The organism is Brevibacillus sp. HB2.2, assembly GCF_013284275.1.
In the GTDB taxonomy this organism is placed as follows: Bacteria; Bacillota; Bacilli; order Brevibacillales; family Brevibacillaceae; genus Brevibacillus; species Brevibacillus brevis_D.
The window spans coordinates 77,458-101,764 of record NZ_JABSUV010000019.1; the positions used below are offsets into that span (position 1 = coordinate 77,458).

Below are 24,307 nucleotides of genomic sequence, written 5' to 3' on the forward strand. Positions count from 1 at the left end.
CCCTCCTACTAGAGGCCCACTCGGCCCATACCGTTGATGACTTTATCCAATATCTCGTCCATGCTTGTCATGACGCGTGCAGATGCACTGTACGCATGTTGGTACTTCACCATTTCCGCCATTTCATCGTCGATGGATACACCTGATACAGATTGTCGCTGGTTGTCTACAGTACCAACAAGCATTTCGGAGTTAAGTCGGTTACGTTCAGCTTCTTGAGCATCTACGCCCAATTGACTGATCGTATAGCGATAGTAGTTATCCAAAGTTGAACTCTCCGCTAAATCATTTGGACCAGCACCTGCTTGGAGCACTTTGAACTTAATGGATGCAATAGCCAATGCATTCTCATTGTTTCCTACTGGAGTACTTCCAGTTTCAGGTTTTGCCACAGCAATCGCATCTAAACTCTTCGTAATTTCTGGATTAATGACAATCCCAGATGCACTTGTTGGATAGTTTTTAGTTGCTGGGTTGGCAGCTAGTGAATTCGCATCCACAAAGAATGGCAGATCTTGTACAGTGCCATTGTTAATATCACTCAAGCTTCGTCCTGCCCGATGCAGATCGTTGATTTCCTTCGTCAGATTCACCGCCAAAACATCCAAGCGTTTCAACATGTTCGGCACGATCTGATCACGAGATTGGAGGGTTCCTGCCATGTAGCCGGTTGTCGGCACAAACGCCGCTCCGCCCAGCGTCATGTCACTCATACCCGTAGCTGGATTCTGTACAGTAGCTACCGGCTGCGATGTAATTCCAGTAACAAAATCACGACCTTCAATGGTCACATTAACCATACCAGCTGTTGACTGCGTCGCACGGACCTCCACCAGCTTGGAGAGCTTGTCCAAAAGCACGTCACGTTGGTCATAGAGATCGTTTGGCTGATAGCCGTGCGGTACAACGTTTGCAATCTGATTGTTCAAGTTAGCAATCTGTTGGCCCAAGGAGTTGATCTCCATTGATTTTACGTTGACCACGTTATTGAGATCAGTTTGTACTTCCTTAATATGATTGGTCAGCGTATTAAACGTATCCGCTACTGCCTTGCTTCGTTCCCGAACAACTGCGCGAGCTGAAGTATCAGTAGGGTCCTTGGCAAGATCCTGCCATGCTTGCCACATTTGGTCCATAACCTTTTGCAAACCAGTATCAGAAGGCTCATTCATAATTCCTTCCAATTTCTCCAACGTTTCCAAACGGCCATCCCAGTAACCTTGGCGTTTGTACTCATTCCGATACTGAATATCCAGAAACTCTTCCCGCAGACGCTGGATACTAGTAGCTTGAACCCCTGTTCCGAGCAACCCTGGCTCGATACTCGCTTGCATCCCTACATAAGGCAAGCCCGTCGTAGCCTGCATATTCACGCGCTGGCGGCTGTAGCCTTCCGTATTTGCATTGGAGATATTGTGTCCCGTTGTATTTAGCGCGGATTGTTGAGCGAACAAGCCGCGTTTGCTGACTTCAATTCCATGAAAAGTAGAGCGCATTTCGACACCTCTTTACGCTTTTTTGTTGAAAAAAGTTCGATTAGCCTGACGATACGTATCCGAAGTCGGCCTTCCGTAGATGAAGTCGTCCTCGGGCGTATCTGTGATCAGGTCGAGCGTCATGTTGACAAAAGAAAGGGATTGCTCCAGTAACTGCTGATTCAGGTCGTTGGCATCGCGCAGTTCAGTCACAATCCGGCTCAGCTCATTACGACAGGAAGTGAGTCGCATCTTCTCTTCCGCACTGGTCGTCAACTTGATCAATTCAGCCAGTGTGCCTTCTTGCAGCGCAAAGCCCTTCTGTGCTGTCAGTTCTTTTACGACTTGCTGGCGGGCTGCTTCAGCTTCTGTGACGCCCTTGATCAGTTTTTGCTCCTGGCGTGTAATGGCTATAAGTTCATCCACATTTCCTTTTACCAGCACTTCTTTCTTGTGCATAGCTAAGGTGTACAAGGCTTTGTGCAACTGGATCAAGTTGTCGAGCAGATCGTAGAGTCTGTTCATTCCTTGCTTCTCCTCATCTTCCATCGAAAACTATTTAAAGAGGCTGTTCAAAAAGCCCTCTTTCGATCTGTGTTACAGCTTTTTCCAAAAGGACAGGAGCTTATCAGCGATCCGTTCACTTGAGACGTGATATTTTCCTTCCTCCACTTGCTTCTTCAACTGCTCCACCTTTTCCCGACGTTGCGGAGAGTTGACATCTTCTACTTGCTTTTGCATTTCCAGCGCTTCTGTGGAAATGTTTACTTCATCCTTGCCCATCGGGATTTTACCGCTTTTGCCTACCTGGTTGTTGCCTGTTTTGTTGTAAGCATTGATCATCCCGACACGGTTAGGTTCATTAATCCGCATCTGATTACCATCCTCTCATACCAACGGTCTTTTCATAGAAAAAACCGATGACACCTCTTAGTAGTATCATCGGCAATTTCATCATGTACGATTAGTTTTTTTGCACAAAACTATTCGTCACTATTCTGCTTTCTTCGATAAGCTGCACTAGCCAGTTCGGCGCGTTGGAATTCGTCCAATCGTTGCTCTACCTCGAGTTGTTGCGTAATTTCATGCTTCAAGCCTTTTAGACAAGATTCGCAAATATTGCCTGCTCTAATCAAAAAACCGCAGCGCTCACATGGATAGCCAAGGTTGGGGCTTCCGGCAACCGAAATACGCCCTTCCTTGATAAACTTCGTGATTTGCTTCACGCTCACACCTGTGGCTTCGCTCACTTGATGAATATTCGATCCGCGATTTTCGCGCTTACGCAAATACTGGGCACATGCCTCATATTCTTGTTCCACTTCTTTATAGCATTTGGGGCAAATGTCACGGACTGCTTGTACAAATACAGCATCACACCGCGAGCAGTTTGCCAACTTGCCCATAGACATATCGGACAACCCCTTTTCCGTTCAGAAAGTTCATACGGTTCCATATCTGTTGTATGCCTACATCATAGCTTAATTTTCCCAAACTGGCTATCGGTATATTGTCAAGGAATACATATCACAGCTTGGCCCCAAATATTCTCTGATTGTCCTCGCGCACGAACGCAACGTCGAGCCAGTCGTATAAATATCGTCAAGCAGCAGGATTTTAGCAGCAGAGGGCATACCCTGGCCATCCCACACAAAAGCTTCGCGCATGCTTTCGTGACGTGCTGCGCGCCCTTTTTGCTTGCTTAGCTTTGGGGTGTCCTTCGCCCGGAGAAGCAACGGTTTGACAGGAATTTTGATTACTGCTCCTAAATGACGAGCCAGCAAGTCAACCTGATTGAAGCCGCGTTCCCTCAAACGCTGTGGATGTAGGGGAACCGTCGCGATACAGGTAAACCCCATAGATCTGTAATAACGCTGAACCGCAATGGCGAGAAGCGTACCGTAAAATGAAGCTAGCCGTTCGTCACCGCGGTATTTAAACAATCCGAGCAAATCCCTCTCTCCCTTTTCATAGCGAAGCAAACTCCGATTTGCCACCAATATTTGACCATCTTCCCCATGAACACAATCCCTGCATAGCCCTTCACTGCCGATACTAGTCTGCAACTCCCTATCGCGCCCGCACCGTTGGCAAATATCATGCCCAATCAACGGTAAAGCATCAAGGCAAGCTCCACACAACATAATCCCTTTTAACATGCGATAGGTGACCGGATACCCCGCCTGATCCGATAGCTGTCGCGCTTTTTCTCGAGCGATCGATTCCTTTTGGAATGCTAGGATACGCCCACCACAACGGACACACACCCCACTGGTCATGAATGCCCCCTTTGCTCCGCCAACCTTTGAGCCAAACTGTTCATCTGTGAAATCTGCCTGACAGCCCGCTTGGGAGAAGTAGATCGTTCTGCTTGTATAAACAGAACGCTACCTGTCGTATCATCGACTGACCGCCCAACTCGCCCTGCTATCTGCACCAATGACGCCTCGTCAAATACTGGCGCCTCCGCACCTACCACTACTACATCACTCTTTGGTATGGTCACACCCCGCTCCAGAATCGTTGTCGTCACTATGACGGTGTAACGTTTTTCCCGAAAGGCGAGTACCTTCTCCTCCCGCATAGGGTCTGCCGCATGAACACCAGCCATCTCCCCCACATGAGCAGGAAGCCACTTACGAAGGTATGATAGCACCCTGTCAATTTCATCAACCCTCGGTACAAAAACAAAAACTTGTCGGTCTTTATTCAGAGATGTACGCACTACATCAATAAATGGCGCCACGATTCGATTCGTCTGAACGCGCTTATGTAAGCCTTGTACCGTGAGAATCTTGGGGACAGGAAGCGCAGCACCATGATAGCGCCCAGGTAACAGAACATGTGTATCAGAGAAAAGCGGTATCGCCCCAGACGAGCCTAGAGTTGAGCGCCCTTTTCTAACGAGCCGCTTTTGCAAATATCCCGGAGGTGTCGCGCTTAAATAAAGCAGCTTCCCATTCTTTTTCACCGCTCTGGATAGAGCGCGATACAAAATAGGATCATTATGATAAGGGAACGCGTCAGCTTCGTCGAGAATGACCAGTAAAAAACGTCGATGGAAGCGCATAACCTGATGCGTGGTCGCAATCGTGATGTCACTCTCTTCCCACTTTTCCGAGCTCGAACCGTGGACGGCAATCACTTTAGCCCCTGGAAAAACCCGCTGAATCCTCGGAGCCAGCTCCAACACGACGTCTTTTCGCGGTGTCGCAATCAAAACGCGACCACCTGCAGCAAGTGCTTCTGTAACAGAAGGGAATAGCAGCTCTGTTTTGCCCGCCCCACAAACTGCCCAAATCAAATATTCCGACAGCCCTGGTCTCGGATTGGCTACAAAGCAACGCGCTCGCTCAGCTGCCCGTGATTGATCGACCGAATACTTCCCCGCCCACTCCAATCTCGCCACGTTCTGCAAATGTTCTGCGCTACGGAAAAGGGATGAACCTACATCCATTAAAAAATACGGCGTGCAACACTTACTCCTGCCCATCCCTAAACAAGCTGTGCAATAAGCGCAACCTTGCTCACACGTATGACAGTAAGTAAACTCCACCTTCGCTCCTGCACTTCCGCAGCGTTCACATACCAACTCCAGCCTATTGCGCCGCCATCCTTTTGTGACCGAAAAACGAATGCCAGGTCGCCACTCCGCTTTGTTTGCAAGCACGAATGAATGCAAAATGGCGGACAAATCATGCACCTCCACCCCTCGCTTCTTCAACAAGGACTCCACTTCATCCCATAGGAGCGCACGACCATCCAAAATCTCGCTTAAAACAGCTTCTTGTGAATTCTCGTGCGATGAGCTCCTACGAAGAAGCTCGCGACCACTCGAATAGCTCAACCGAGCATCCGGCATTTCCCCCGATTCTTTGCCACCTTGATACGGGACTTCCACACTCTCCTCAACTGACTCCCAAGAAAACCACCCGTGCTTTCGGCGGTCCTGTACACTTATTACTTCCCGCCCATATAAGCTACTTGCTTCGCGCACACTACTTACCGCTATCGCCCTCAACTCTTTTACATATCTATCAGTCAGTACCCGTTTGTCTTGATCCATCAAATACCCGTTTACCTTCGCACGCAAGGAAAAAGCCAGAGCAAGCGAAGACGTCTTCCCAATGACATGCAGGACACATCCTTCTCTTTCCTGCCAAAAAGAACGATCTACAGAAAAGCTGGGCGTAACATAAGTCTGCACCTGTGGTATTGATCCGCCGCAAGCTTTGATATACAGCAAATACTCACGCATACGCTCACTCCTCCGTCCTCTTGCTCTTAGTGTGCAAAAAGACAGACTGGTCCAGCAAATAAATTTCAGAACCAGAATCAGGGCCTAAAAATATAAAAAAGCTGCCGATCTATTGTCGACAGCTCGTAATATTTACGCTCACCAATTTTTTATGCTCCCTCTTTATTCTCCCGCAGATCAATGACGATGGTTCCAGCCGCCATCTCCTCTTGTACGTCACCCAAACAATAGCCGTACGGATAGCGTTTCAAGACGGCTGCCATCTGTTTCGTATCATCGTCAGACCCATCATCTATCAAGGTAATTCGGATCGGTCTGCCACTCCAATACGAGCGAAACAGCAGACTCCTCACTACACGTTCCAGCACCTGTTCCGAATTGCGCACCAGCAACCGATAATGCTCATACGGGAGCTCGCTCGCGGTATCCGTCCGATTGGTCCAGTGCTCCGCGATCATTACCAACAAAGAGGAGCAGCCAAATGCTGCCAAAAGCCATACAATCAGCTCTTCCACCACGGTCATACCTCCTCCTATACCAAGGTATGCCGCACGGCTTGAACAGAGTGCAAATCGGAAGCGCTTCCTACAATTTCACCCAGCCGTTTTTAATGGAGATGACAACCGCTTGTGTCCGGTCTTGAACATTGAGCTTTTGCAAAATGCTGCTGACGTGATTTTTAACCGTCTTTTCACTAATAAACAGGAATTCCCCAATGGCACGATTGCTTTTCCCTTCTGCCATTAGCTGCAATACTTCCCGCTCGCGACGGGTAAGCGACTCGATCACTTTTGGATCGATGGCTTGCGACTCATCTACGGAGAAGCTACGCTCGGCGGTCCCTTCCTGCTCGCTCAGACGACGGAATTCTTCAATCAGCTTGCCCGTCACCTTCGGATGTATGTATGCACCACCACTCGCCACTACACGCACAGCGTCAACGAGGTCTGACGTTCCCATTTCCTTCAGCAAGTAGCCAGACGCTCCAGCTCGGAGTGTACGATACACATATCCCTCATCATCATGAATCGAGAGCATAATCACACGAGTAGAAGGGCTTACCGAAATCACATTTTCTGCAGCAGAAACGCCATTTATGTTTGGCATGTTAATATCCATCAACAAGACATCCGGCTTGTGCTCTTCCGCCAATACTGTGGCTTCTCCTCCGTCCGCACCTTCACCGACGACCTTGAAATCTTCTTCCATTTCCAATATTCGCTTTACACCTTCGCGAAATAATTGATGGTCATCCACAATCACAATGCGGAGTTCTTGCTGTCTCTTATCCATGGTTCATCCCCCAGTACTTATTTACGTATCACGTCACAATTTTATCGGTATTTGGAATATAACCTTGGTTCCTTCTCCTGGAGCGGATTGAAGCTCGACACTGCCCTCTAAGAGCTGTACACGCTCACGCATTCCCAAGAGTCCAAAAGAGTTGCCATTCGCCATGCGTTTTTCCAGATCGAATCCGACCCCATCGTCTTTGACGACAAGGCTTAACGAATCTTGTACAAATTCCAGCTTCACTTGCACGGTCGTAGCGCCTGCGTGCTTCTCCACATTGTTCAGGCATTCCTGAACTAACCGGAAGATCGCCGCCTTTACTGAACTGCGCAAAGGAGGCTCTACACCGAATACTACCAGATCGATGGAAGACTGAATTCGCTCTTCGCATGTTTGAATATATTTTTGCAAGGTAGGTACTAGCCCTAAGTCATCTAATGCCATCGGACGCAAATCAAAAATAATACGTCGAACATCCGCCAAGCTCAAGCGTACCATTTCCTTCAGCTCGTGGAGTTCCATTTGCGCTTCCAAAATGCGTTCGTTCTTCAGCATGCGTTCTACTATTTCCGAACGCAGCACGACATTCGCCATCGATTGAGCTGGCCCGTCGTGAATCTCGCGCGCGACACGCTTGCGCTCTTCTTCCTGAGCCTGGATTACCTTTAAGCCCATCAACTGATGCTGCTTAGCCGATTCCAGTGCCTCGCCTATCTTGCTTAAGTCACCCGTCAAGTAACCAAGCACGACGCCCATTTGAGAAACCAGCTTTTCTGCTCGGACGATCGTTTCTTCCAAAGTACGCAGTTGACGCTCCAAATCATTTCTTCTGCGCTTCAAATTGTTTTCCCGCTCGCGGTAAATGGACAGTTCTACCTGAATACGGCTCGCCTCTTCATACGCAACCCGAATGTCTTCCTCCGTGTACATATGAAAATTGCGACTGACCAAGACGAGCTTGTTGCGTGATTTGCGATACGCAAGTTCAAGCGCATCGACTTTTTGAATCACTTTGGAAATCTCTTGTCGAAGTTCATGTAATTCAAACTTCAATGAGTTGCCATGCTGTCTGGCGTTTTCAGCTATATCAAATATTTGGGTTTTACTCGTTTCTACGGTTTCAATCGTTCGTTTGATCACCCCGTCCAGCACGCTGATGTCTATCGCTTTGTTCATGATTGCTCTCCTTCAAACTCATTTTTAGCCTTCGTGAACAACTGTTGGAGGTGCTCTTCTTCTACGTCTCGCAGTCCCATGTCATTGCGTGGAATGGCAAATGGATCTGTTCCCTGTTTTACGAATCCACGATTAGATGTAAACACATAGCGGTAGCCAGCTTCACGCGCTGTCTCCAGTACGATTGGACTTGTGTATCCAAACGGCAACGAGATGACTTCGATCTCTTTCTTCATCCAATCGCTTAAGCTGACGCGAGATATACGAAAATCCACAAAGAGGCGGTCCCTGTACTCTTTTTCGTCCTCTAAACGATGCAAGTCCTTCAAATAGACCGGAGCTGTTTCCGGGCCAAGATCGCCCCACTCATTTCTTTCTTCCTCTTCATGCAGACTGTACGTATGGGACCCGATTGTAACCAGTCCCGATTGAATCATTTCGTTAACTTGTTGACGCGTAAGTGGTGGCGTCATATTCTCCCGTTTTCGGTCAGCTACATCTCTTAAGCGCCCCGCAATCGCGAAGTTCACTGAAGGGTAGCCGTATGTACGCAAGATCGGAAATGCTTCTTTGTAGTAACTCTCATACCCATCGTCAAACGTAATCAAAACAGCATTCTCAGTCGGTAAGGTACCCGTCTCCATAAATCGCAGGAACTCCTCCAGCGAAATCGGATTCAGGTCATTATCATGCAAAAATTTCATGTGTCGGGCAAATTGATCAGGAGCTATGACATACCGCTGATTCGATTGATCCGTGACATGATGGTACGTCAAAACAACAACCTGATTGTTATACCACTTTTTCGTTTGAACCACTGCTTCTTCTGTTGGTGTGACGTTTGGCTCAGCATTTTTTGTCTCACTTATGCTTATAGACGTATCCACTTGGGGAAAAGGTTGCACTTCTTGTTTATTCTTTTTTTCCAGAAAAGATTCGCCTAAGAACCCAATAGCCACTATAAAAAACAAAAAAGTAAGAAACACGATCAGGAAGAGCCTTCTGTTCGGCAAAAAAACCCCTCCTCTACTTCCTCACTAGGAGATTCGACACAGTCATACAAATTCCTGTGCAACAATTGACCCAATAATTGGATGACTCTGCTCCTAAAAGAAAAAGAGCCCAGTAGCAACACCAGGCTCTTTTTATGTCTTTCGAATATTAGAGTTGAGCAGCCTCTTGCTTCAGAACTTCTGCTTTGTCTGTTTGCTCCCAAGGAACATTCAGGTCATTGCGTCCGAAGTGGCCATATGCAGCTGTTTGTTTGTAGATAGGACGACGCAGGTCGAGCTGCTTGATGATACCAGCAGGACGCAGGTCGAAGTGTTTGCGAACCAATTTCACCAGAGCTTCTTCGGAAATGGTACCTGTGCCGAATGTATCTACTGCGATGGAAACTGGTTGTGCTACACCAATTGCGTAAGCAACTTGTACTTCGCATTTGTCTGCAAGGCCAGCAGCCACGATGTTTTTCGCTACATAACGAGCTGCGTAAGCACCGGAACGGTCAACTTTCGTTGGATCTTTACCGGAGAACGCACCACCGCCATGACGAGCATAACCGCCGTAAGTATCTACGATGATTTTGCGGCCAGTCAAGCCAGCATCCCCTTGTGGTCCGCCAATTACGAAACGGCCAGTTGGGTTGATGAAGTATTTGGTTTCAGCGTCCAACAGTTCAGCTGGAACAACTGGTTTGATTACGTGTTCAACCAGATCTTGCTTGATTTGCTCCAAAGTTGTTTCAGGAGCATGTTGGGTAGAAATAACGATTGTATCGATACGAACTGGTTTGTCGCCATCGTACTCAACGGTTACTTGTGTTTTTCCGTCAGGACGGAGGTAAGCAAGTGTTCCGTTTTTTCGTACTTCAGTCAGACGACGAGCCAATTGGTGAGACATGCTGATTGGAAGTGGCATCAGTTCAGGTGTTTCATTGCAAGCAAAACCAAACATCAAACCTTGGTCACCAGCACCAATTGCTTCGATCTCAGCATCAGTCATTTTGCCTTCGCGTGCTTCCAATGCTTGGTCTACACCAAGTGCAATGTCAGCGGACTGCTCTCCAATTGCAGTAATAACACCGCAAGTGTCAGCGTCAAAACCGAATTTCGCACGGTCATAGCCGATTTCACGAATGGTTTCACGAACGAGCTTTTGGATATCCACATAAGTGTTTGTAGTGATTTCACCTGCTACGAGAACCAAACCAGTAGTTACGGAAGTTTCGCAAGCTACGCGAGCGTTTGGATCTTTGGACAGGATCGCATCCAAGATGGAGTCGGAAATTTGGTCACAAATTTTATCCGGATGTCCTTCAGTTACAGATTCGGATGTAAACAGACGACGACCTTTTTGCAAAGCCATGAGAAAATACCTCCTTTGACCTCATACAAATAGTGTGGTAGCCGAGTTAGGATTTTATCTACGTAAACGCAAATAAAAAACCTTTTCCAATTTTTAGGAGGAAAAGGTTTGAGCGTTTTTTGCTTCCTTCATCCTCTTATCGGCCAGAACAGATGTCCGTTCTGCTGGTTAGCACCGCTCTAGCTCGGTTGCCGGGCTTCATAGGGCCAGTCCCTCCGCCTGCTCTGGATAAGAGTATCCATTACGGATAATAGAATAATTGTTTTTTTCAGAGATGTCAATAGGAAAAATTTTACTTATAATTGATAGGCCTTTGAAAGTACAACCACTACCTCGGCGCGAGTTGCTCTTCCATTCGGTTTAAAGGAAGAACCGTACCCATTAACCCAATTTCTCGATGTTAAAGCCTCGATGGCAGGAGAAGCCCAGTGACTCGTTGGCACATCCCGATAATTCGAGGTACCATGATTATACATCAACACATTACGTGCCCGAGCGATCATTACCGCCATCTCTGCACGCGATATCGGCTGATCCGGCTTCATTTCATTCTTCGGGTACCCTTTCAAAATTCCCAATTGATAAGCTACACCTAAGTTGTGATACGCCCAGTGCCGCTTTGGCATATCCCGGAAGGTCGCTTTTCCTGTGTAGGTAGTCGCTACCTTAGAACCGGTCGCACGCATCGATTTAAGCAGCATCGTCGCAAACTCTGCACGGGTCACTGCCTGATTCGGCTTGAATGACGCATCATTAAACCCATTTACAATATCGCGAGAGCTAAGTCTGACGATCTCTGAGCGCGCCCAGTGGTCCGAAATATCGCGATAACCCGCTATCAATTTCTGCTGCGTCACCGTGAGTCGGTACGATTCATATTTGAACGAAGTACCACTATTAAGGCGTACATAATATTTTCCTGGCTGCAAACGCAAACCGATAATATCGTTTCCTCGCTTAGACAGCTCCGCTACCTCATTCGTCGAAGCAAGCGCATAGTTCATGTTTCGATCGCTATAGAGCGCGAAACGAAAGCCGCTATCGACAGGAATGTACGGTGCTCGGAACGTCACATACGATTCACTATTCACAGTAAATTGGAACCAGTCGGAATCCGTAGCTGTCGGAATCGTGCCTGACATCACTGTCCCAGCGCTTAACGGAGACGCAGTTTGATAGGTGTCATTCGGCTCATTAAAATCTTTTTTTACTGGCGTGTATCCCAGATCCAGCTGATATTCGCCATTCACCGCATTGCGATTATACTCACTCACACGGATGTAATACTTGCCTGGTGACACTTCTTTTTGGACGCGCTCTGTCGGATTGTCTTTTGTTCCATTATCGTAGGTAGGGTCCCAGACAACCATCTTTTTACCGAGCTCTTGTTTACCGATACTCAGCAATAGATCGACACGCTTGTTATCAGGACTAACAGTGACATCCAAATGCCCGTATTCACGAACATAGTAGGAGAACCAGTCCTGATCCCCTTCATCGTGAAAATTGCCTGTTACACTGATTTCGTTGCCTACGAGCGGCCTTGCCGTCTCTTGCGTATCGTTCGGTTCGTTACGGTCCGGATTGATGGTAAACTTACTCGTCAGTACGTAGGTAAATGCGTTGTTGACCCCTCCGTTACGCATTAACCGGATATTCATTTTCCCCGCTTTGACCGGGACAGTTATCGTATCTCCATTTCCGAAGTACTGCGTAATCGGCGGACGATTCTCTGGGTAAAAGGTAGCTGCCATCGCGGAAGAAATACCGGATGTCACTGACGCTGTAAAGCTGACCTTCCCATCGTAAGGGATGTCCATCTTCAGCCAGTCTATCGTATCTTTTGGTCCCAAATTTCCACGTATCTGAGACTCGATCGGGAACGCTTTTGCTGAGTACGTCTGATTATTCGGCTCTAAAAAGTCATAGGATAAGGACGTTCTAACTGCCTTGTCGACATTTAGCAACCCGTAGCCCGTTTTCCGGTCCCATCCCTTTTCCCCTAAGTCCGTAGCGGTTTGATAAAGCAATTGTCTTACATCAAATGGACTTAGTTTGGGATGACGCGCTAGTATGAGAGCCGCTGCACCCGCTACTTGTGGTGCGGCTGCTGAAGTACCGCTAAAGGAACCGTATTTCCCCCCTAGCTTGGTCGTATAAACATTGAAACCGGGCGCTACTAGGTTAAGCTCAGGTCCCGTATTGCTTTGATACAGCACTTCATTGTTACTCCTTACAGCCCCTACCGCTACCACCGTGGGATAAGCTGCCGGATAAGCCACTCGGCTACTCTCATTGCCACTCGCTGCAATCAGAACCGCTCCGCTTCTTTCCGCTCGTTGTACAGCATTCGCCAGTTCCTTGGAGTAGGCCATACTGCTGAGCGACATCAAGATGACTTTGGCACCACGATCCAAGGCAGTATTGATACCCTTAGCAAGAGTCTGCACCGTAGTCTCGCCATTGGCCAAAACTTTAATCGGCAAAATCTTGGCATTCCACAAGACACCGGATACACCAATACTGTTATTCCCGCTAGCAGCCAGTACACCAGTTACTTCTGTTCCATGTCCGTTATCGTCCTGGGCAGATCTCCCGGGATTGACCAGATTCACACCCGGCAGAAGATTGTCCTTCAAATCAGGATGCTTATAATCCGCACCAGAGTCTAGCACCGCGATGATAATCTGTTCATTACTATTTACGACTGACCAGGCCTGTTGAGCTCTAATCTGACTCAAATGAAGCTGGTTACTTAAATAGTAGTCATTCGATGCTGGTGGTGCTGCAGCATAGATTGTTGGGTTGTTTGCCATCAATAGTGCGACACTTATCGCAGTCGCTACTGACATGTTCACTGATTTTTTCATGTAAAACAGTCCTTCCTTCTCTCCCCTGCAAATCAGCAGTCTAAAAGGAATTCAGGTATTTATCTTCTCGTCCTAGCATAGCGGATGAAAAGGGAGACATGCAACCCTGATTAGCCAATATTTGGAACGTTAAAAAAGTACAAAACCCTTTTCACCATGGGCAAAAAGGGTTTTCTCCTTACTGTAACAAACCTTTATTGTCTTCCACTTCAGGTGCTACCTGAGCTTTTTCTTTTTTTCTTTGCTGAGCTTTTGGAATAAAAGCAGTAACTTCCGCCAGATTTACCTCTTCCTTTTTAATGGAGGAGAACGGAATATCAAATGCCCATATACGATGGCTATTTGCTTCTACCTTCATGTTTTCCAGGGTAAAGTGTACACGTGCTACGGTATCGCCATCCTTATCATGAACGATAATTGGCACTTCGGTAAATTCCAGACGTTTTGCCAGACCGTTACGGAAAGCAACGATGACTTTCAGGCCGTTATCTTCACCTGGCTTGATGTCGAGAACTTGCAAATCTACTTCGCCCTCTACAATCGGAGCCTTTTCTGCTGCCTGCTGCATGTATTGCTTGGATTCATCTGCACTCAGACCCAGATTAAAGTTTTGATTCTCTTCTACTTCGTTCTTTTCCGGCTTGATAAAGGCCAGCTTCAATGGAACCTCTTGTTCAGGAATACGATCGAATTCATCCCAGCGGAACATGAATTCCATCGGACGGCTGGACATTTCCATCACTGGACCAGATGTAACCAGATCAAAAGTCTTTTTCGCGACTTCCTCTCCATCCTCCGTCACCAAAGACAACGGAAGCCTTTGCAGCAAAATGCTGCGGTCAGTCGCATTACGAACGTAGGTAAGAACCAAAAAACCATCATTCGTAACCTGTGTAAAGAAAGGAATGATACCTACTTCGTTACGAACAACCGGAGGCATTTCATCATGCGCGTATTGCAAGAGCTCATGCTCCGCTTCGTCCAATTGATCATCCCACGGACCGTTCAGCACCAAAAACAATTCCTTGGATTCCACACGGTTCGCAGATTGCTGCGGATTCTCTAATCCGGATACACCCAAATAAAACTCTCTATGAAGATTCTCATGAATATCTTCGCGTACTTGCTCCAAGCTCTCCTTGGAACCAAACCAATTTTCCAATAACCAACTCATAAGTCAACCTCCTCTTTCCCAACCTCAAAAGTATTGCGCCCTATTCTACCTCAAGCGTCCATCTTTTCAGGTCGGCATCAGGCTTTTTCACTAAATTTGGCGGGAATACAATCATCCATGGACGGCTGTAACCCGGCTTCACATTAATGCTGCTTGCGTCGAGTACACCTGTTGCTACCAGATCACCATTAGCATCAGCAATCGTCAGCTTGATTTCATCTGGACGGTAATCATGGGCCATCCCATTGCGGAAGAGCATCGCTGCTACCAAATGTCCTTCCTTTGTCATTCCGATGTCGAATCCAGTAACCTGTACCGTATTAATCGGAATCATTGGCAAAGACTGCGTCAACGCTTCTAAACGATCCTTTTGGCGATCGGTCATGCGGCTTTCCATTTCAGGATCGAGCTCCAGATTACGCGGCCATACATGCGAATTTCTACCAGCCTTCATAACCACTTTCCAGCGGTTAAAGGTGAAGTTTTCATGCAGATAGCTCTCTTCCGGGAACAATACCTCCCACGGACGGCTGGTATGCGGTGGAATTGCGCCCATATCTGACAAATCCACCTTGATCCTTGCAAACGCATTATCATCAAGATAAATCGCTAAGCCAACGTTTTTGATCCGCACTGGCTTATTTGTCGAGTTACGGAAGAACATCGCTACCGTCATGCCATTTGGCTGGGGAATCATACTGAAACCCGTTACGCTAATCATGCCTTTACGCATCTCTGGCAATTCTTCTTGCAAAAAGCGAAGCGTATACTTTTTCTCGGAATCCAGCTCGCTCTCCCAAATCGGGCTCAGGGACAATTCCGTACGAATTTTTTCAACTCCACCTACAGACTCTTCCTGTTGCTCGTTGCTTTCCATTTCGACCTCGGTGTTTTTCAATTCAGCGACATCGATAGCAGACTCTTCTTGAATATCTTTTTTCAGATCCTGTTGATCCTTACCTAAAAAATTCTTCATAAAGGAAAACATAGGCTACCTCCTCAAACGTCCGGACACGAACGAAGCTTCTCTTATCATGATAAACTTTTTTGACTAGCCCATGCAAATTTGCTCTCTTGCATTAGGCTCCTTGGGGAACGCTCACTTTCCAACGGGACAAGTCAAGCTCTTCCTTTTGAATGCTCTCAGGTGGGAAAATAAACAGCCACGGCTTGCTCGTATTTGCATTTACAGTCAGGCTTCCTAGTTCAAACAGACCTTCAGCCACTTTATCCCCGATTGCATCATAGAGCGCCAGCGGCAACGTTTCGAAGGACAGCGATTGTGTAGAGCCATTGCGAATCAAAAGCATCACATTCAGAGCACCGCTTTCGGTTCTACGAATCTGCACACTCTGTATATTTACTTCTCCCTCTTTTAAAGCGGGGAGGTTCTTCGCTAATTCAATTAAGGACGTTTTTTGTTCATCAGTCAGCGCCTTAATCCAGGATTCTTCCAGCTCCAGCTGCTGTGGAAGGACCATCTTCTTCTGCGCCATCTCAAAGGCAATCTTCCAGTTCACGAGAAGAACTTCAACCTGTAAAAAGTGCTCTCTCGCAAATACAAACGACCACGGTCTTGCAGAACGCGGCGGAATTTCTCCGAGCTCACTCAAATCAAAGGCTTGGCGGGTAAACAGCTCCTGATCCCCAAACAGTACCACCAGCGTCATCTCATTCAGGCTGATTGGACGGTCCGTGCTGTTCCGGACGAATGCTACCACTTCAATCCCATCGTCATGCGGAACGAGTGAAGTCCCTGCCAAAGAAATATTCCCTGGTTGCAACGGTTCCAGTTCCTGAGCCATAAAGGAGAGCGAGTATTTCTCTTGCGCACTCAGCTTACTCTCCCAAGATTCGTGCAGAGAGAGTGTTGTTGTGACGCCAGTTGATTCAACCTGTACCTGTTGTTCTTCCTGATGTGACTGTTCGGTATCAGCAGCGGAAAGGATCGATTCCTCCTGCACCTGTTCCCGCACCTCATTGGTTGTCGGTTTTTTCCCCATTAAATTCTTCAAGAAGGATAACATATCGTCGCTCCCAACTTTTCTCTACATCTATATATAGTAACATTCGTCATCCACTATAGCATAGTGACATCCTTTTGCAACATAGAAAACTTGGCATTCCAAGCAGAAAACAAACGGCTTTTGCAACCTTTTCATTGCCTCATTCGTACTGTTAGTTATGTTAGGATACCCGTACGCAACAGGGGATGTCAAGGAATGGAAACATGGGCGGTGGGACAAAAACGGAGAACCTGATTTGCGCTCAGCCACAAGGACCGTTTCTTAGTCCGTCTATACCGTGCAAACACCTTTGATCGTTCACCGTGTCTCCATCACATATTTAATGAAGAAAAATGTTTTAAGCAAACGAGCCGTTGAAGATTTCACTTTCATGTATAACATTTCCATAATAAGTTAAAGTTTACAACGTTGTTTACTATTGATAAAATGTAAGGGTCTAAACAAATAACTTGGGGAATTTCTTTTTGGCCAACTGTCTTGTGCAGTTGGTTCTTTTTTTGTTCATAGCAAAAGAGCCTATCACGAATACGATAGGCCCCGCCAACGCTTTACATTTCAGGATTTTACACCTGCCATCTATTGCGGTGGAATGTTTACATCGATACGTGTAGTGGTACTCGCATTCCCCGCTGTGAACGTGATTTTCACGTGCTCGTAAAGTGTAGTATTGGTGGTATTTTGTTGCATTAACCTAATTCTTCCGGCGTCATCCAACTGCAAATATTGTGCGGGTTTATTTCCTCCACCCATTCCTTCGATTTGTCGTACTTTGTATGAAACATGCGGATTTTTTTCACTTCCCTCTTTCAAGCGAATTATCTGGTCAGTGACATCTTCTCCGACGATGTTCGTATTCGAAATCGTTGCTGTTCGGAAGTACTTATCGCTCTCCGCTATTGCAATTTCCATTACACTTTTTTGACCCGCACCCGTTTTCGGCTGAAATAATACGTCTACATACTTGATCGTAGTCGCTGTTCCGGCTGTGAACATGATTTGGACATGCTCAAAAACCGTAAAGTTGGAGTTGTTTTCTTGGATGAGTTTGATTCTTCCTGACTCATCAGCCTGTAAATATTCGGCTAGTTTATTATTTCCGCCCATTCCCTCTACCTTGTGCAACTTAACGGTTACTGCTGGATTTTTCTGAGATCCATCTATCATACGGATAATTTGATCCTTGACGTCTTCTCCGACCTTGCTCGTACTTGGAATGATTACGTTTCTGTGGTACTTGTCACTTTCCGCTCGAGCAATTTGTGTATCACTCATTCCGTCATTACCGGCTTTTGGTTGCAGATATACATCTATACGCGTACCAGTAGCCGACGTCCCAACTTTGAGCGTGACGTATACATGCTCGTAAACGGCTGAATTTGTATGATTTTCTTGCATGAGCTTGATTCTGCCGGACTCATCCAGCTGCAAGTATTGTGCGGGTTTGCCTCCTCCGCCCATCCCTTCAACTTTCACAATCTCGAGTCCTACCACAGGATTTTTTTGCGTTCCTTCTATATAAACGTATGATTTGATCCGTAACATCTTCTCCAACCTTGCTCGTGTTCCCGATTAATGCACTCTTGTAGTACTTGTCACTTTCCGCCATGAGTATTTCTCGGTCACTCAGCCCACCATCATGAGCTTTGGGCAGAATATTTACGTCTATTCGGAAGATCTGGCTCGCAGTACCTGCTGTAAGCATGATTTTCACATGCTCGTACAGAGTCGTACTCGTGGTATTCTGTTGAATCAAATAAATTCGACCTGATTGATCAGCTCGCAAATATTGTGCTGGTTTATTTCCTCCACCCATTCCTTCGATTTGATGAATTTGAATCTGCATGTGAATTCTTGTTCATGCCATCTTTCAAGCAAATAATTTGATCAGTGACATCTACTCCGGCTTCTGTTGTTGCAGAAATCGAGGCGACTCTGTTGTATTTATTCACTTCCTCTTGGACGATTTGATTATCGCTCGGCTCCCCGGTATCGCCCTTTGGCTGTATGGTGACTTCTACTCGATGTCCTGTGCTCGTATCGTCTACAGTGAACCATACATTTACGAGTTCTTTCACAGGCATCCCCGTGTTATTTGATTTGACTAATATTACTCTGCCATTTGGATCAACCTGCAAATATTCCACCGGGCGACCGCTGCCCTTCATTGGGAGAACTTTTTTCGCTGTAACCATCACGAGTGGGTTTTTCTCTTTGCCTTCGATCATGCGAATGATTTGGTCGGTAATATCGTCCCCTGCTTTTACTGTGTCGGGGATCGTCGCTGTTTGTTCATACTTTGGCATTTCTTCGTCGGCTGTTCGGAGATTGATCGTTTCCTGGATGCAATAGTCGAGACCAGCTTGGACATCCTTTTGATCGAGAAACGGTTTGTATTTTACCAAATACACCATACGTGAATAGGTATCTTGCTTGTATTCTTCGGTGAAACCATCAAAGGCATCAGCAAACTTCAGCTCCAGGATGGGATCTGATAATGCCTCACGCATCTGTGAAATTGCTGCCTGCTCCTCTTCCCTTGTCGGGTTATTACTCATTTTGATCGCGTTAATTCGACCGATTGCTTCGGATAACGTTCCCTCTTGAGCAAGAGCTACCAATGTCCCTGTTGGTGAGAAAGGTAAAATCAGTACGAGCGCTACAAACGTTAGGAAACACTTTGACATGATTGACTTGAAACGAATGCCACAGGTTATTTCGCTCATCATATGCACCTCCATTAATTTGTAGTAACAACGATGTAAATTATAGGAATATTTAACATTTTTGCATAGTGATTTTCCACAGACAAAAATAAAAAGCTTATCATGACTCTTCGATAAGCTTCTGATTCTATGGTATTCGACATTTCATTGAGAGATTTGTCTTTCCAAAGGCAAAACTACACTTCCATATTGTGGGGATTTCCATTACTTAGCAATCAGCTACATCCATATTCATTTTTTCTACAAATGATGGGTAACATGGACACTATGAAAATACTGGTAGGACGTGATTTGCAGGAATTGGTGAACAATTAGAAATTATTGTAAGGGTTAGTGCTATTAACCTTAAACAAGTAAAAGTTGTTTTCAACAAAGAACTTGATAAAGTTTCCGCTGAAAATGCAAACTTCTACTTTGAAAATGGTACTAAACTGGCAACTGTAGATTCTACAGCAACAGCAGTACTGCAAGATGACAAGAAATCTGTAGTCATCACATTTACAAACGCAAAGGCTGTTAATACTTCCTTCTCCTACAAAGTTGCTGGTGTTCTTGAGAAAGATGGCAGCACTCCAATCGATAGTGATTCCTTCACTGCAACATTCGCTGATACCATTAAACCAACAGTTACAGCTACTGAATACAAAGGTGGAAAAGTAGTTATTACTTTCTCTGAGCCACTGAAATCTTTGCCAACAACTGTTCGTGTAAATGGAACTCCAGCTACAAATATCGGTTTTGTTACTGGGTCTAAAACTCAAGTTCAAGCTGATGCTACCGTTGCTGCAGGTACTACTGCTACTGTGTATGTAGCTGGCGCTACTGATGAAGCTGACCTAGCAATGGATCTCTATAACGGTTCTTTCACTGCACCTGCTGCTGATGTTACTAAGCCAACCGTTACATCTATTACTCAAGTTGCTCAAGATACAGTTCGTGTAGTGTTTAGTGAAGCTCTTGATCCAAATGCGGACTTTGTAACTGGTGATGTGAAAGTATTGAAAGGCACCACAGTTTACACTAACGGTGCTGGTGCAGCTATTACAGTTACCAAATATGCTGCTGACACTACTGGTAAGTCTTACGATGTTAAGATTGACCTCGATACTAATGTAGCTGGTGATCAAATCTATGCTACTGGTGCTGCTAGCCAAGCATTGACTTTCCTGTTTGACAAGGAAGTAGTTGCTGACGCTGCAGGTAACAAGAATGATGAAATTACATCCACTGTGACTTTGACTAGAGATGCAACTGCTCCTGCGTTTGTTTCTAGCAAAATCTCTTCTGACAAAGAGAAATTCGAAATCACATTTAACGAAGACATCGATGCAACAGTTAACAAAAACAACATTATTGTAACTGATGCTAGCGGCGTTCGTTACACTGTTGACAGTGCAGCTCAAGGTACTGATCCAAAAGTATTAGTAATTGATACTATCCCTGCTACAGCTACTAGCCAAGTGGTTGCTGATGGTGTCTACACTATTAAATTGGGCGCTGGTACTGTAAAGGATGCACAAGGTAATCTGAGTGCTGAGTTTACAACAAATGTAACTGTAGGAACAGCTGGCGATACTACTAAACCTGTCCCTACAATTTCAACAACGGCAAACAACAAATTCAAAGTTGTATTTAAAAATGGTACTAGTGCAACAGCTGCAGCTGAAGAAGTAACTGCTTCTGCTCTGAGCCTTTCTAACTACAAACTTGATGGTGCAGCTTTGCCAGCAGGTACTGACATCTACTTCACAGATGCAACTAAATCTGAAGTTGAAATCGTATTGCCTGCAAACAGCGTAAACATTGGTAAGGCTGGCGTAGGTACAAATGCTGTTCTTACAGTATCTGGTGTAGCAGACAAGGCAGGAAATGTTTCAGATGCTAAATCTGGTGATGTAACAGTTGAAGATAACACAGCTGCTACTCTTACTAGTGCTCAACTGCTTGCTGATACATTAGTTCTTACTTTCAGTGAGAACATTGATGCTGCTAGCAAACCTGCTGACTTTGCAGCAGTAATCGATGATTTCAATATCTCGGCTGGTTCTACAACTCTTGCAAATGGTGCAGGTGCAACTGGTGCAGCTACAACAAGTGTTGATGGAAACAAACTGACTATCACATTTACTGCTGGCGATTCTAACTGGGCTACAGTAAAAGCTGGTGCACTTAAAGTTAAAACTGCTACCCCTGTTTTGACAGATGCTAACGCAGTAGTTGTTAAGGATGAAGTTGAAGTAACTGTTACTAAGTAATAGGTAAACCGTTCTTCAAAATATTCTAAAGCAACGAAGTAGAAAAAGCACCCCATACGCAGAAATGTGTACGGGGTCTTTTTTTGACCGTTATAAAAATATTTGTAATTCGTTGCAAATGCTGGAAGGGACTAACGCAGTCATGCGCTAGCCCCTTTCATTATCGATAGCATGTAGCTGAAAAGTTATAATATTTTCAATGACAAAACACTTTGTTTTATTGTATTGAAATATCCAGAAAACGGTTATACTTAAAGTATTGCCCTTACCTTACAGGTACTCTTTTTACTTGAGTACACTGGCATTTATGGTGGTGTTTTGAGACAAATGGTCTTAACTCAAGCGATAGATATTTTCTTGCAATACTTGTCTTCAATTGGCCGGAGTGAACAAACGATTACGGGATATAAAAAGGATTTGTCATACTTCACCCGCTTTCTGGAAAGGAAATACAACTGCGAACCATACATCGACGAAGTATTAGTAACGGATATTGAAGATTTTCTTCTATATCTTAAAACAGAACGTGCCTATGCACCTGCCAGCAGACAACGAAACCTTCATACTTTCCGTTCATTCTTTGCTTATGCTCAGAAAAAAGAATGGGTCTCCCGGAATATTGCATTGTCAGTTGAGAAAATAAAGGTACAGCAAAAAGAAAGAACATATTTGGAAGAAGCAGAGGTAGACGAGTTGGTTAGTGAAATTGATCACCCACTCATTAGACTTGTCGTCATGGTTCTATACATGACTGGTATGCGAATTTCAGAGTGTCTAAACCTGAAAGTCGATGAAGTGAAATGGGATCAACAAGTAATTCATGTGGTGGCGGGTAAGGGAAACAAGGATCGGTTTATTCCCATCTCCCCTCGTTTACTACCGATGTTGAAAGAATATGTACTTCATCATCGACCTGATTCTGATTCCAATCGTTTTTTTTGTACAAAAAAAACGGGTAAACTTTCTCCAGTTTACGTTAATCGCGAAATTACAGAAGCAGTCAAGCGATTAGGCTGGAGCAAGAAAGTGACGGCGCATATCCTCCGCCACAGCTTTGCAAGTCAGTTAGTTAAAAAGGATGTTAATCTGGTACAAATACAAAAACTTCTAGGTCATTCATCTTTGAACGTAACCAGTATTTATACACACACCAATTTAGATCAGCTGCGAGATGCGATCAGCCATCTGTAGGTGAGTGTATAAAATATCCAAACACTTTAAAAGAGAGATATATAGGAGTGTAGAGAGTGGATATACGGACAGAGAAAAAACCAATCTATGACGAACGAGTCAATGAGATATTACGAGGCATGGTTGAGGGAAAAACAAGAGATGAGATAGCGCAGGAACTAGGACATAAGAATTACAAGACGTTAGATATTTACATGCGTCGTAAGAACTTTATGTGGGATCGTTATAAACAAGCCTATGTACCTATACATACAAGTACAGAGAAGTGGGATCCAAGCAAGGATTTAATGAAGTCCTCAATGGAGTCGACGATTCTCTCGCTCTTTCAGAAAGACGGAGCAGATGCGAAGACGATCGCCAAACGTATGGGCTTTCAGGATCATCGGGAGCTGGCAACATATATGAGGGCAAAAGGATACAAGTGGTGTTCTGATACGAAGAACTATGTGAAGGAATATGGGAAACTTGAGGAACAGGAAAGGAAATATAGCGAGTCAGAAATGAAAGTTATGGAGCACTCTCTGGAAGAACAAGAAGGGCCTTCTATAACGAATAGAGTAGGTCATACGCCTTCCAATCAGCTTGATCAGTATCTTTCCCTACTCGAGATGCTAGAGCGCAACAGAGGCCGTCTAATCGATCTCATTGTGCCTGGCTCGGAATCAGGTAAAGTTCCGCGATATGCGGTGCCTGGCGTTTTCGTTACGAAGTCCGTCCATATGACAAATACACTAGACCAACTAGTGCGGGAATATAGCAAAGAGAAAAACATTAGCCAGCGAGATATTTTTGCTGTGGCTTTGATTGAGTTTTTCAAGCGTTATGGGTATGAGAGAGAGATCAGTACCTTAATTGGTAAAGTGTAAGTATTCTCTTCGTATAAGTGATCAACATATTGGTTGAACATCGCCTCCTAAACCAGTGACTTGCATCAGGTTTGGGAGGTTTTTTTATATTGTAAAGGTATTAGGCCACAGTGTTCTGGAATGGCTTTGCCCATGGCGCACCTTCAATGAATGCGATCGCTCTCCGCCAGTTTTCCTCTCCACATCTGTGTTTCCACTATGGGTACAAATGGCATGTCATCCACACTACTATGAACCCGCTGCCATCTTATCAACCTCACCGGTGCTAACCCACTTCTTCTGATAAGACTTCAAACGTTCCACCTTGTCTATACCTAGTTTTGCTGACCTTAGGTCCCCACTATACAACCCGAGAAAAACAGGTTTAACACCCTGAATTATTCCTGTTTCGTCTGCACGATCTCGTGTGCATCGCCTGTTGTTAAACACCAAGCGCTTACTACCTAACGACAGCTATCTAGTTTTGAATCACCATGGATTAGTCGCCTGACCATAGTCAACTTTTAAAGAGCCCCACCTTGCTTCTCAGTAAGTACGACTTCACCTGGCTTCTTGGGGAAGTTGGTATAGGTTGCTTTTCGTGAAGGAGGATTAGGTACATGAGGGTTAAGCTGTTCTCATGGATTGAATTG

General features: G+C 45.5%; 20 protein-coding genes and 1 riboswitch. Of the genes, 3 read left to right on the top strand and 17 right to left on the bottom strand.

The genetic code is table 11. From position 1 onward, the window contains the following. Positions 1-8 precede the first annotated feature (8 nt). The 17 genes from flgK to HP401_RS15540 form a co-directional block, all read right to left on the bottom strand. Positions 9-1,496, bottom strand: coding sequence for a flagellar hook-associated protein FlgK (flgK, locus tag HP401_RS15460; RefSeq protein WP_173605633.1), 1,488 nt, complete (start codon positions 1,494-1,496; stop codon positions 9-11). Positions 1,497-1,508: 12 nt separating this feature from the next. Next, positions 1,509-2,000 (bottom strand): flagellar protein FlgN, encoded by a 492-nt coding sequence (locus HP401_RS15465; RefSeq protein ID WP_026134183.1) that lies wholly within the window; start codon positions 1,998-2,000, stop codon positions 1,509-1,511. Positions 2,001-2,072: 72 nt separating this feature from the next. Then, entirely contained in the window at positions 2,073-2,348 is a 276-nt protein-coding gene (gene flgM / locus HP401_RS15470; RefSeq protein ID WP_016742371.1) for a flagellar biosynthesis anti-sigma factor FlgM, read from the bottom strand. Positions 2,349-2,458: 110 nt separating this feature from the next. Continuing rightward, complete coding sequence (locus tag HP401_RS15475; protein WP_173605634.1) at positions 2,459-2,887, bottom strand: TIGR03826 family flagellar region protein; 429 nt, start codon at positions 2,885-2,887, stop codon at positions 2,459-2,461. A gap of 87 nt (positions 2,888-2,974) precedes the next feature. Next, a complete protein-coding gene (locus tag HP401_RS15480; protein WP_173605635.1) occupies positions 2,975-3,754 on the bottom strand; it encodes a ComF family protein in 780 nt (259 codons plus the stop codon). Then, positions 3,751-5,733, bottom strand: a complete 1,983-nt coding sequence (locus tag HP401_RS15485) for an ATP-dependent helicase ComFA (protein WP_173605636.1) — start codon at positions 5,731-5,733, stop codon at positions 3,751-3,753. The genes HP401_RS15480 and HP401_RS15485 overlap by 4 nt, the downstream gene beginning before the upstream one ends. A 149-nt stretch (positions 5,734-5,882) precedes the next feature. Beyond that, the gene (locus HP401_RS15490) at positions 5,883-6,257 is read right to left on the bottom strand and encodes a glycosyltransferase family A protein (RefSeq protein WP_217366103.1); all 375 of its coding nucleotides are present in this window, start codon (positions 6,255-6,257) and stop codon (positions 5,883-5,885) included. A 61-nt stretch (positions 6,258-6,318) separates the two neighbouring features. After that, positions 6,319-7,026 (bottom strand): response regulator, encoded by a 708-nt coding sequence (locus tag HP401_RS15495; RefSeq protein WP_015893575.1) that lies wholly within the window; start codon positions 7,024-7,026, stop codon positions 6,319-6,321. A 33-nt stretch (positions 7,027-7,059) separates the two neighbouring features. Further along, positions 7,060-8,202, bottom strand: a complete 1,143-nt coding sequence (locus HP401_RS15500) for a sensor histidine kinase (RefSeq protein ID WP_015893576.1) — start codon at positions 8,200-8,202, stop codon at positions 7,060-7,062. Further along, a complete protein-coding gene (locus HP401_RS15505) occupies positions 8,199-9,215 on the bottom strand; it encodes a polysaccharide deacetylase family protein (protein ID WP_173605637.1) in 1,017 nt (338 codons plus the stop codon). The genes HP401_RS15500 and HP401_RS15505 overlap by 4 nt, the downstream gene beginning before the upstream one ends. A gap of 148 nt (positions 9,216-9,363) precedes the next feature. Then, entirely contained in the window at positions 9,364-10,569 is a 1,206-nt protein-coding gene (gene metK, locus HP401_RS15510; RefSeq protein WP_015893578.1) for a methionine adenosyltransferase, read from the bottom strand. Between the two features lie 133 nt (positions 10,570-10,702). Further along, positions 10,703-10,804, bottom strand: a riboswitch (SAM riboswitch). Between the two features lie 61 nt (positions 10,805-10,865). Next, positions 10,866-13,439: a S8 family peptidase gene (locus HP401_RS15515; RefSeq protein ID WP_173605638.1), complete on the bottom strand. Its 2,574-nt coding sequence runs from the start codon at positions 13,437-13,439 to the stop codon at positions 10,866-10,868. Positions 13,440-13,617: 178 nt separating this feature from the next. Beyond that, a complete protein-coding gene (locus HP401_RS15520; protein ID WP_173605639.1) occupies positions 13,618-14,613 on the bottom strand; it encodes an SLAP domain-containing protein in 996 nt (331 codons plus the stop codon). A gap of 40 nt (positions 14,614-14,653) precedes the next feature. Then, positions 14,654-15,601: an SLAP domain-containing protein gene (locus tag HP401_RS15525; protein ID WP_064200435.1), complete on the bottom strand. Its 948-nt coding sequence runs from the start codon at positions 15,599-15,601 to the stop codon at positions 14,654-14,656. Positions 15,602-15,692: 91 nt separating this feature from the next. Beyond that, a complete protein-coding gene (locus HP401_RS15530) occupies positions 15,693-16,640 on the bottom strand; it encodes an accessory Sec system S-layer assembly protein (RefSeq protein ID WP_173605640.1) in 948 nt (315 codons plus the stop codon). Between the two features lie 576 nt (positions 16,641-17,216). Further along, the gene (locus tag HP401_RS15535; RefSeq protein WP_173605641.1) at positions 17,217-18,182 is read right to left on the bottom strand and encodes a hypothetical protein; all 966 of its coding nucleotides are present in this window, start codon (positions 18,180-18,182) and stop codon (positions 17,217-17,219) included. Positions 18,183-18,436: 254 nt separating this feature from the next. Next, positions 18,437-19,363 carry a hypothetical protein gene (locus HP401_RS15540; RefSeq protein ID WP_173605642.1) on the bottom strand — a complete coding sequence of 309 codons (927 nt, stop codon included), beginning with the start codon at positions 19,361-19,363 and terminating at the stop codon, positions 18,437-18,439. 689 nt (positions 19,364-20,052) lie between these two features. Here HP401_RS15540 and HP401_RS15545 point away from each other — a divergent pair. From HP401_RS15545 to HP401_RS15555, 3 genes are all read left to right on the top strand, one after another. Beyond that, a complete protein-coding gene (locus HP401_RS15545; RefSeq protein ID WP_173605643.1) occupies positions 20,053-21,618 on the top strand; it encodes a hypothetical protein in 1,566 nt (521 codons plus the stop codon). 327 nt (positions 21,619-21,945) lie between these two features. After that, positions 21,946-22,809: a tyrosine-type recombinase/integrase gene (locus HP401_RS15550; RefSeq protein ID WP_173605654.1), complete on the top strand. Its 864-nt coding sequence runs from the start codon at positions 21,946-21,948 to the stop codon at positions 22,807-22,809. Positions 22,810-22,865: 56 nt separating this feature from the next. Further along, complete coding sequence (locus tag HP401_RS15555; protein WP_173605644.1) at positions 22,866-23,675, top strand: hypothetical protein; 810 nt, start codon at positions 22,866-22,868, stop codon at positions 23,673-23,675. Positions 23,676-24,307 lie beyond the last annotated feature (632 nt).

Bases quoted from the DNA above. Each gene is read 5' to 3' on its own strand.
- HP401_RS15490 (WP_217366103.1), bottom strand. From the start codon at position 6,257: ATGACCGTGGTGGAAGAGCTGATTGTATGGCTTTTGGCAGCATTTGGC.
- metK (WP_015893578.1), bottom strand. From the start codon at position 10,569: ATGGCTTTGCAAAAAGGTCGTCGTCTGTTTACATCCGAATCTGTAACT.
- HP401_RS15480 (WP_173605635.1), bottom strand. From the start codon at position 3,754: ATGACCAGTGGGGTGTGTGTCCGTTGTGGTGGGCGTATCCTAGCATTC.
- HP401_RS15515 (WP_173605638.1), bottom strand. From the start codon at position 13,439: ATGAAAAAATCAGTGAACATGTCAGTAGCGACTGCGATAAGTGTCGCA.
- HP401_RS15520 (WP_173605639.1), bottom strand. From the start codon at position 14,613: ATGAGTTGGTTATTGGAAAATTGGTTTGGTTCCAAGGAGAGCTTGGAG.
- HP401_RS15525 (WP_064200435.1), bottom strand. From the start codon at position 15,601: ATGTTTTCCTTTATGAAGAATTTTTTAGGTAAGGATCAACAGGATCTG.
- HP401_RS15535 (WP_173605641.1), bottom strand. From the start codon at position 18,182: ATGTTACGGATCAAATCATACGTTTATATAGAAGGAACGCAAAAAAAT.
- HP401_RS15465 (WP_026134183.1), bottom strand. From the start codon at position 2,000: ATGAACAGACTCTACGATCTGCTCGACAACTTGATCCAGTTGCACAAA.
- HP401_RS15500 (WP_015893576.1), bottom strand. From the start codon at position 8,202: ATGAACAAAGCGATAGACATCAGCGTGCTGGACGGGGTGATCAAACGA.
- HP401_RS15495 (WP_015893575.1), bottom strand. From the start codon at position 7,026: ATGGATAAGAGACAGCAAGAACTCCGCATTGTGATTGTGGATGACCAT.
- HP401_RS15540 (WP_173605642.1), bottom strand. From the start codon at position 19,363: ATGAGCGAAATAACCTGTGGCATTCGTTTCAAGTCAATCATGTCAAAG.
- flgK (WP_173605633.1), bottom strand. From the start codon at position 1,496: ATGCGCTCTACTTTTCATGGAATTGAAGTCAGCAAACGCGGCTTGTTC.
- flgM (WP_016742371.1), bottom strand. From the start codon at position 2,348: ATGCGGATTAATGAACCTAACCGTGTCGGGATGATCAATGCTTACAAC.
- HP401_RS15485 (WP_173605636.1), bottom strand. From the start codon at position 5,733: ATGCGTGAGTATTTGCTGTATATCAAAGCTTGCGGCGGATCAATACCA.
- HP401_RS15550 (WP_173605654.1), top strand. From the start codon at position 21,946: ATGGTCTTAACTCAAGCGATAGATATTTTCTTGCAATACTTGTCTTCA.
- HP401_RS15475 (WP_173605634.1), bottom strand. From the start codon at position 2,887: ATGTCTATGGGCAAGTTGGCAAACTGCTCGCGGTGTGATGCTGTATTT.
- HP401_RS15530 (WP_173605640.1), bottom strand. From the start codon at position 16,640: ATGTTATCCTTCTTGAAGAATTTAATGGGGAAAAAACCGACAACCAAT.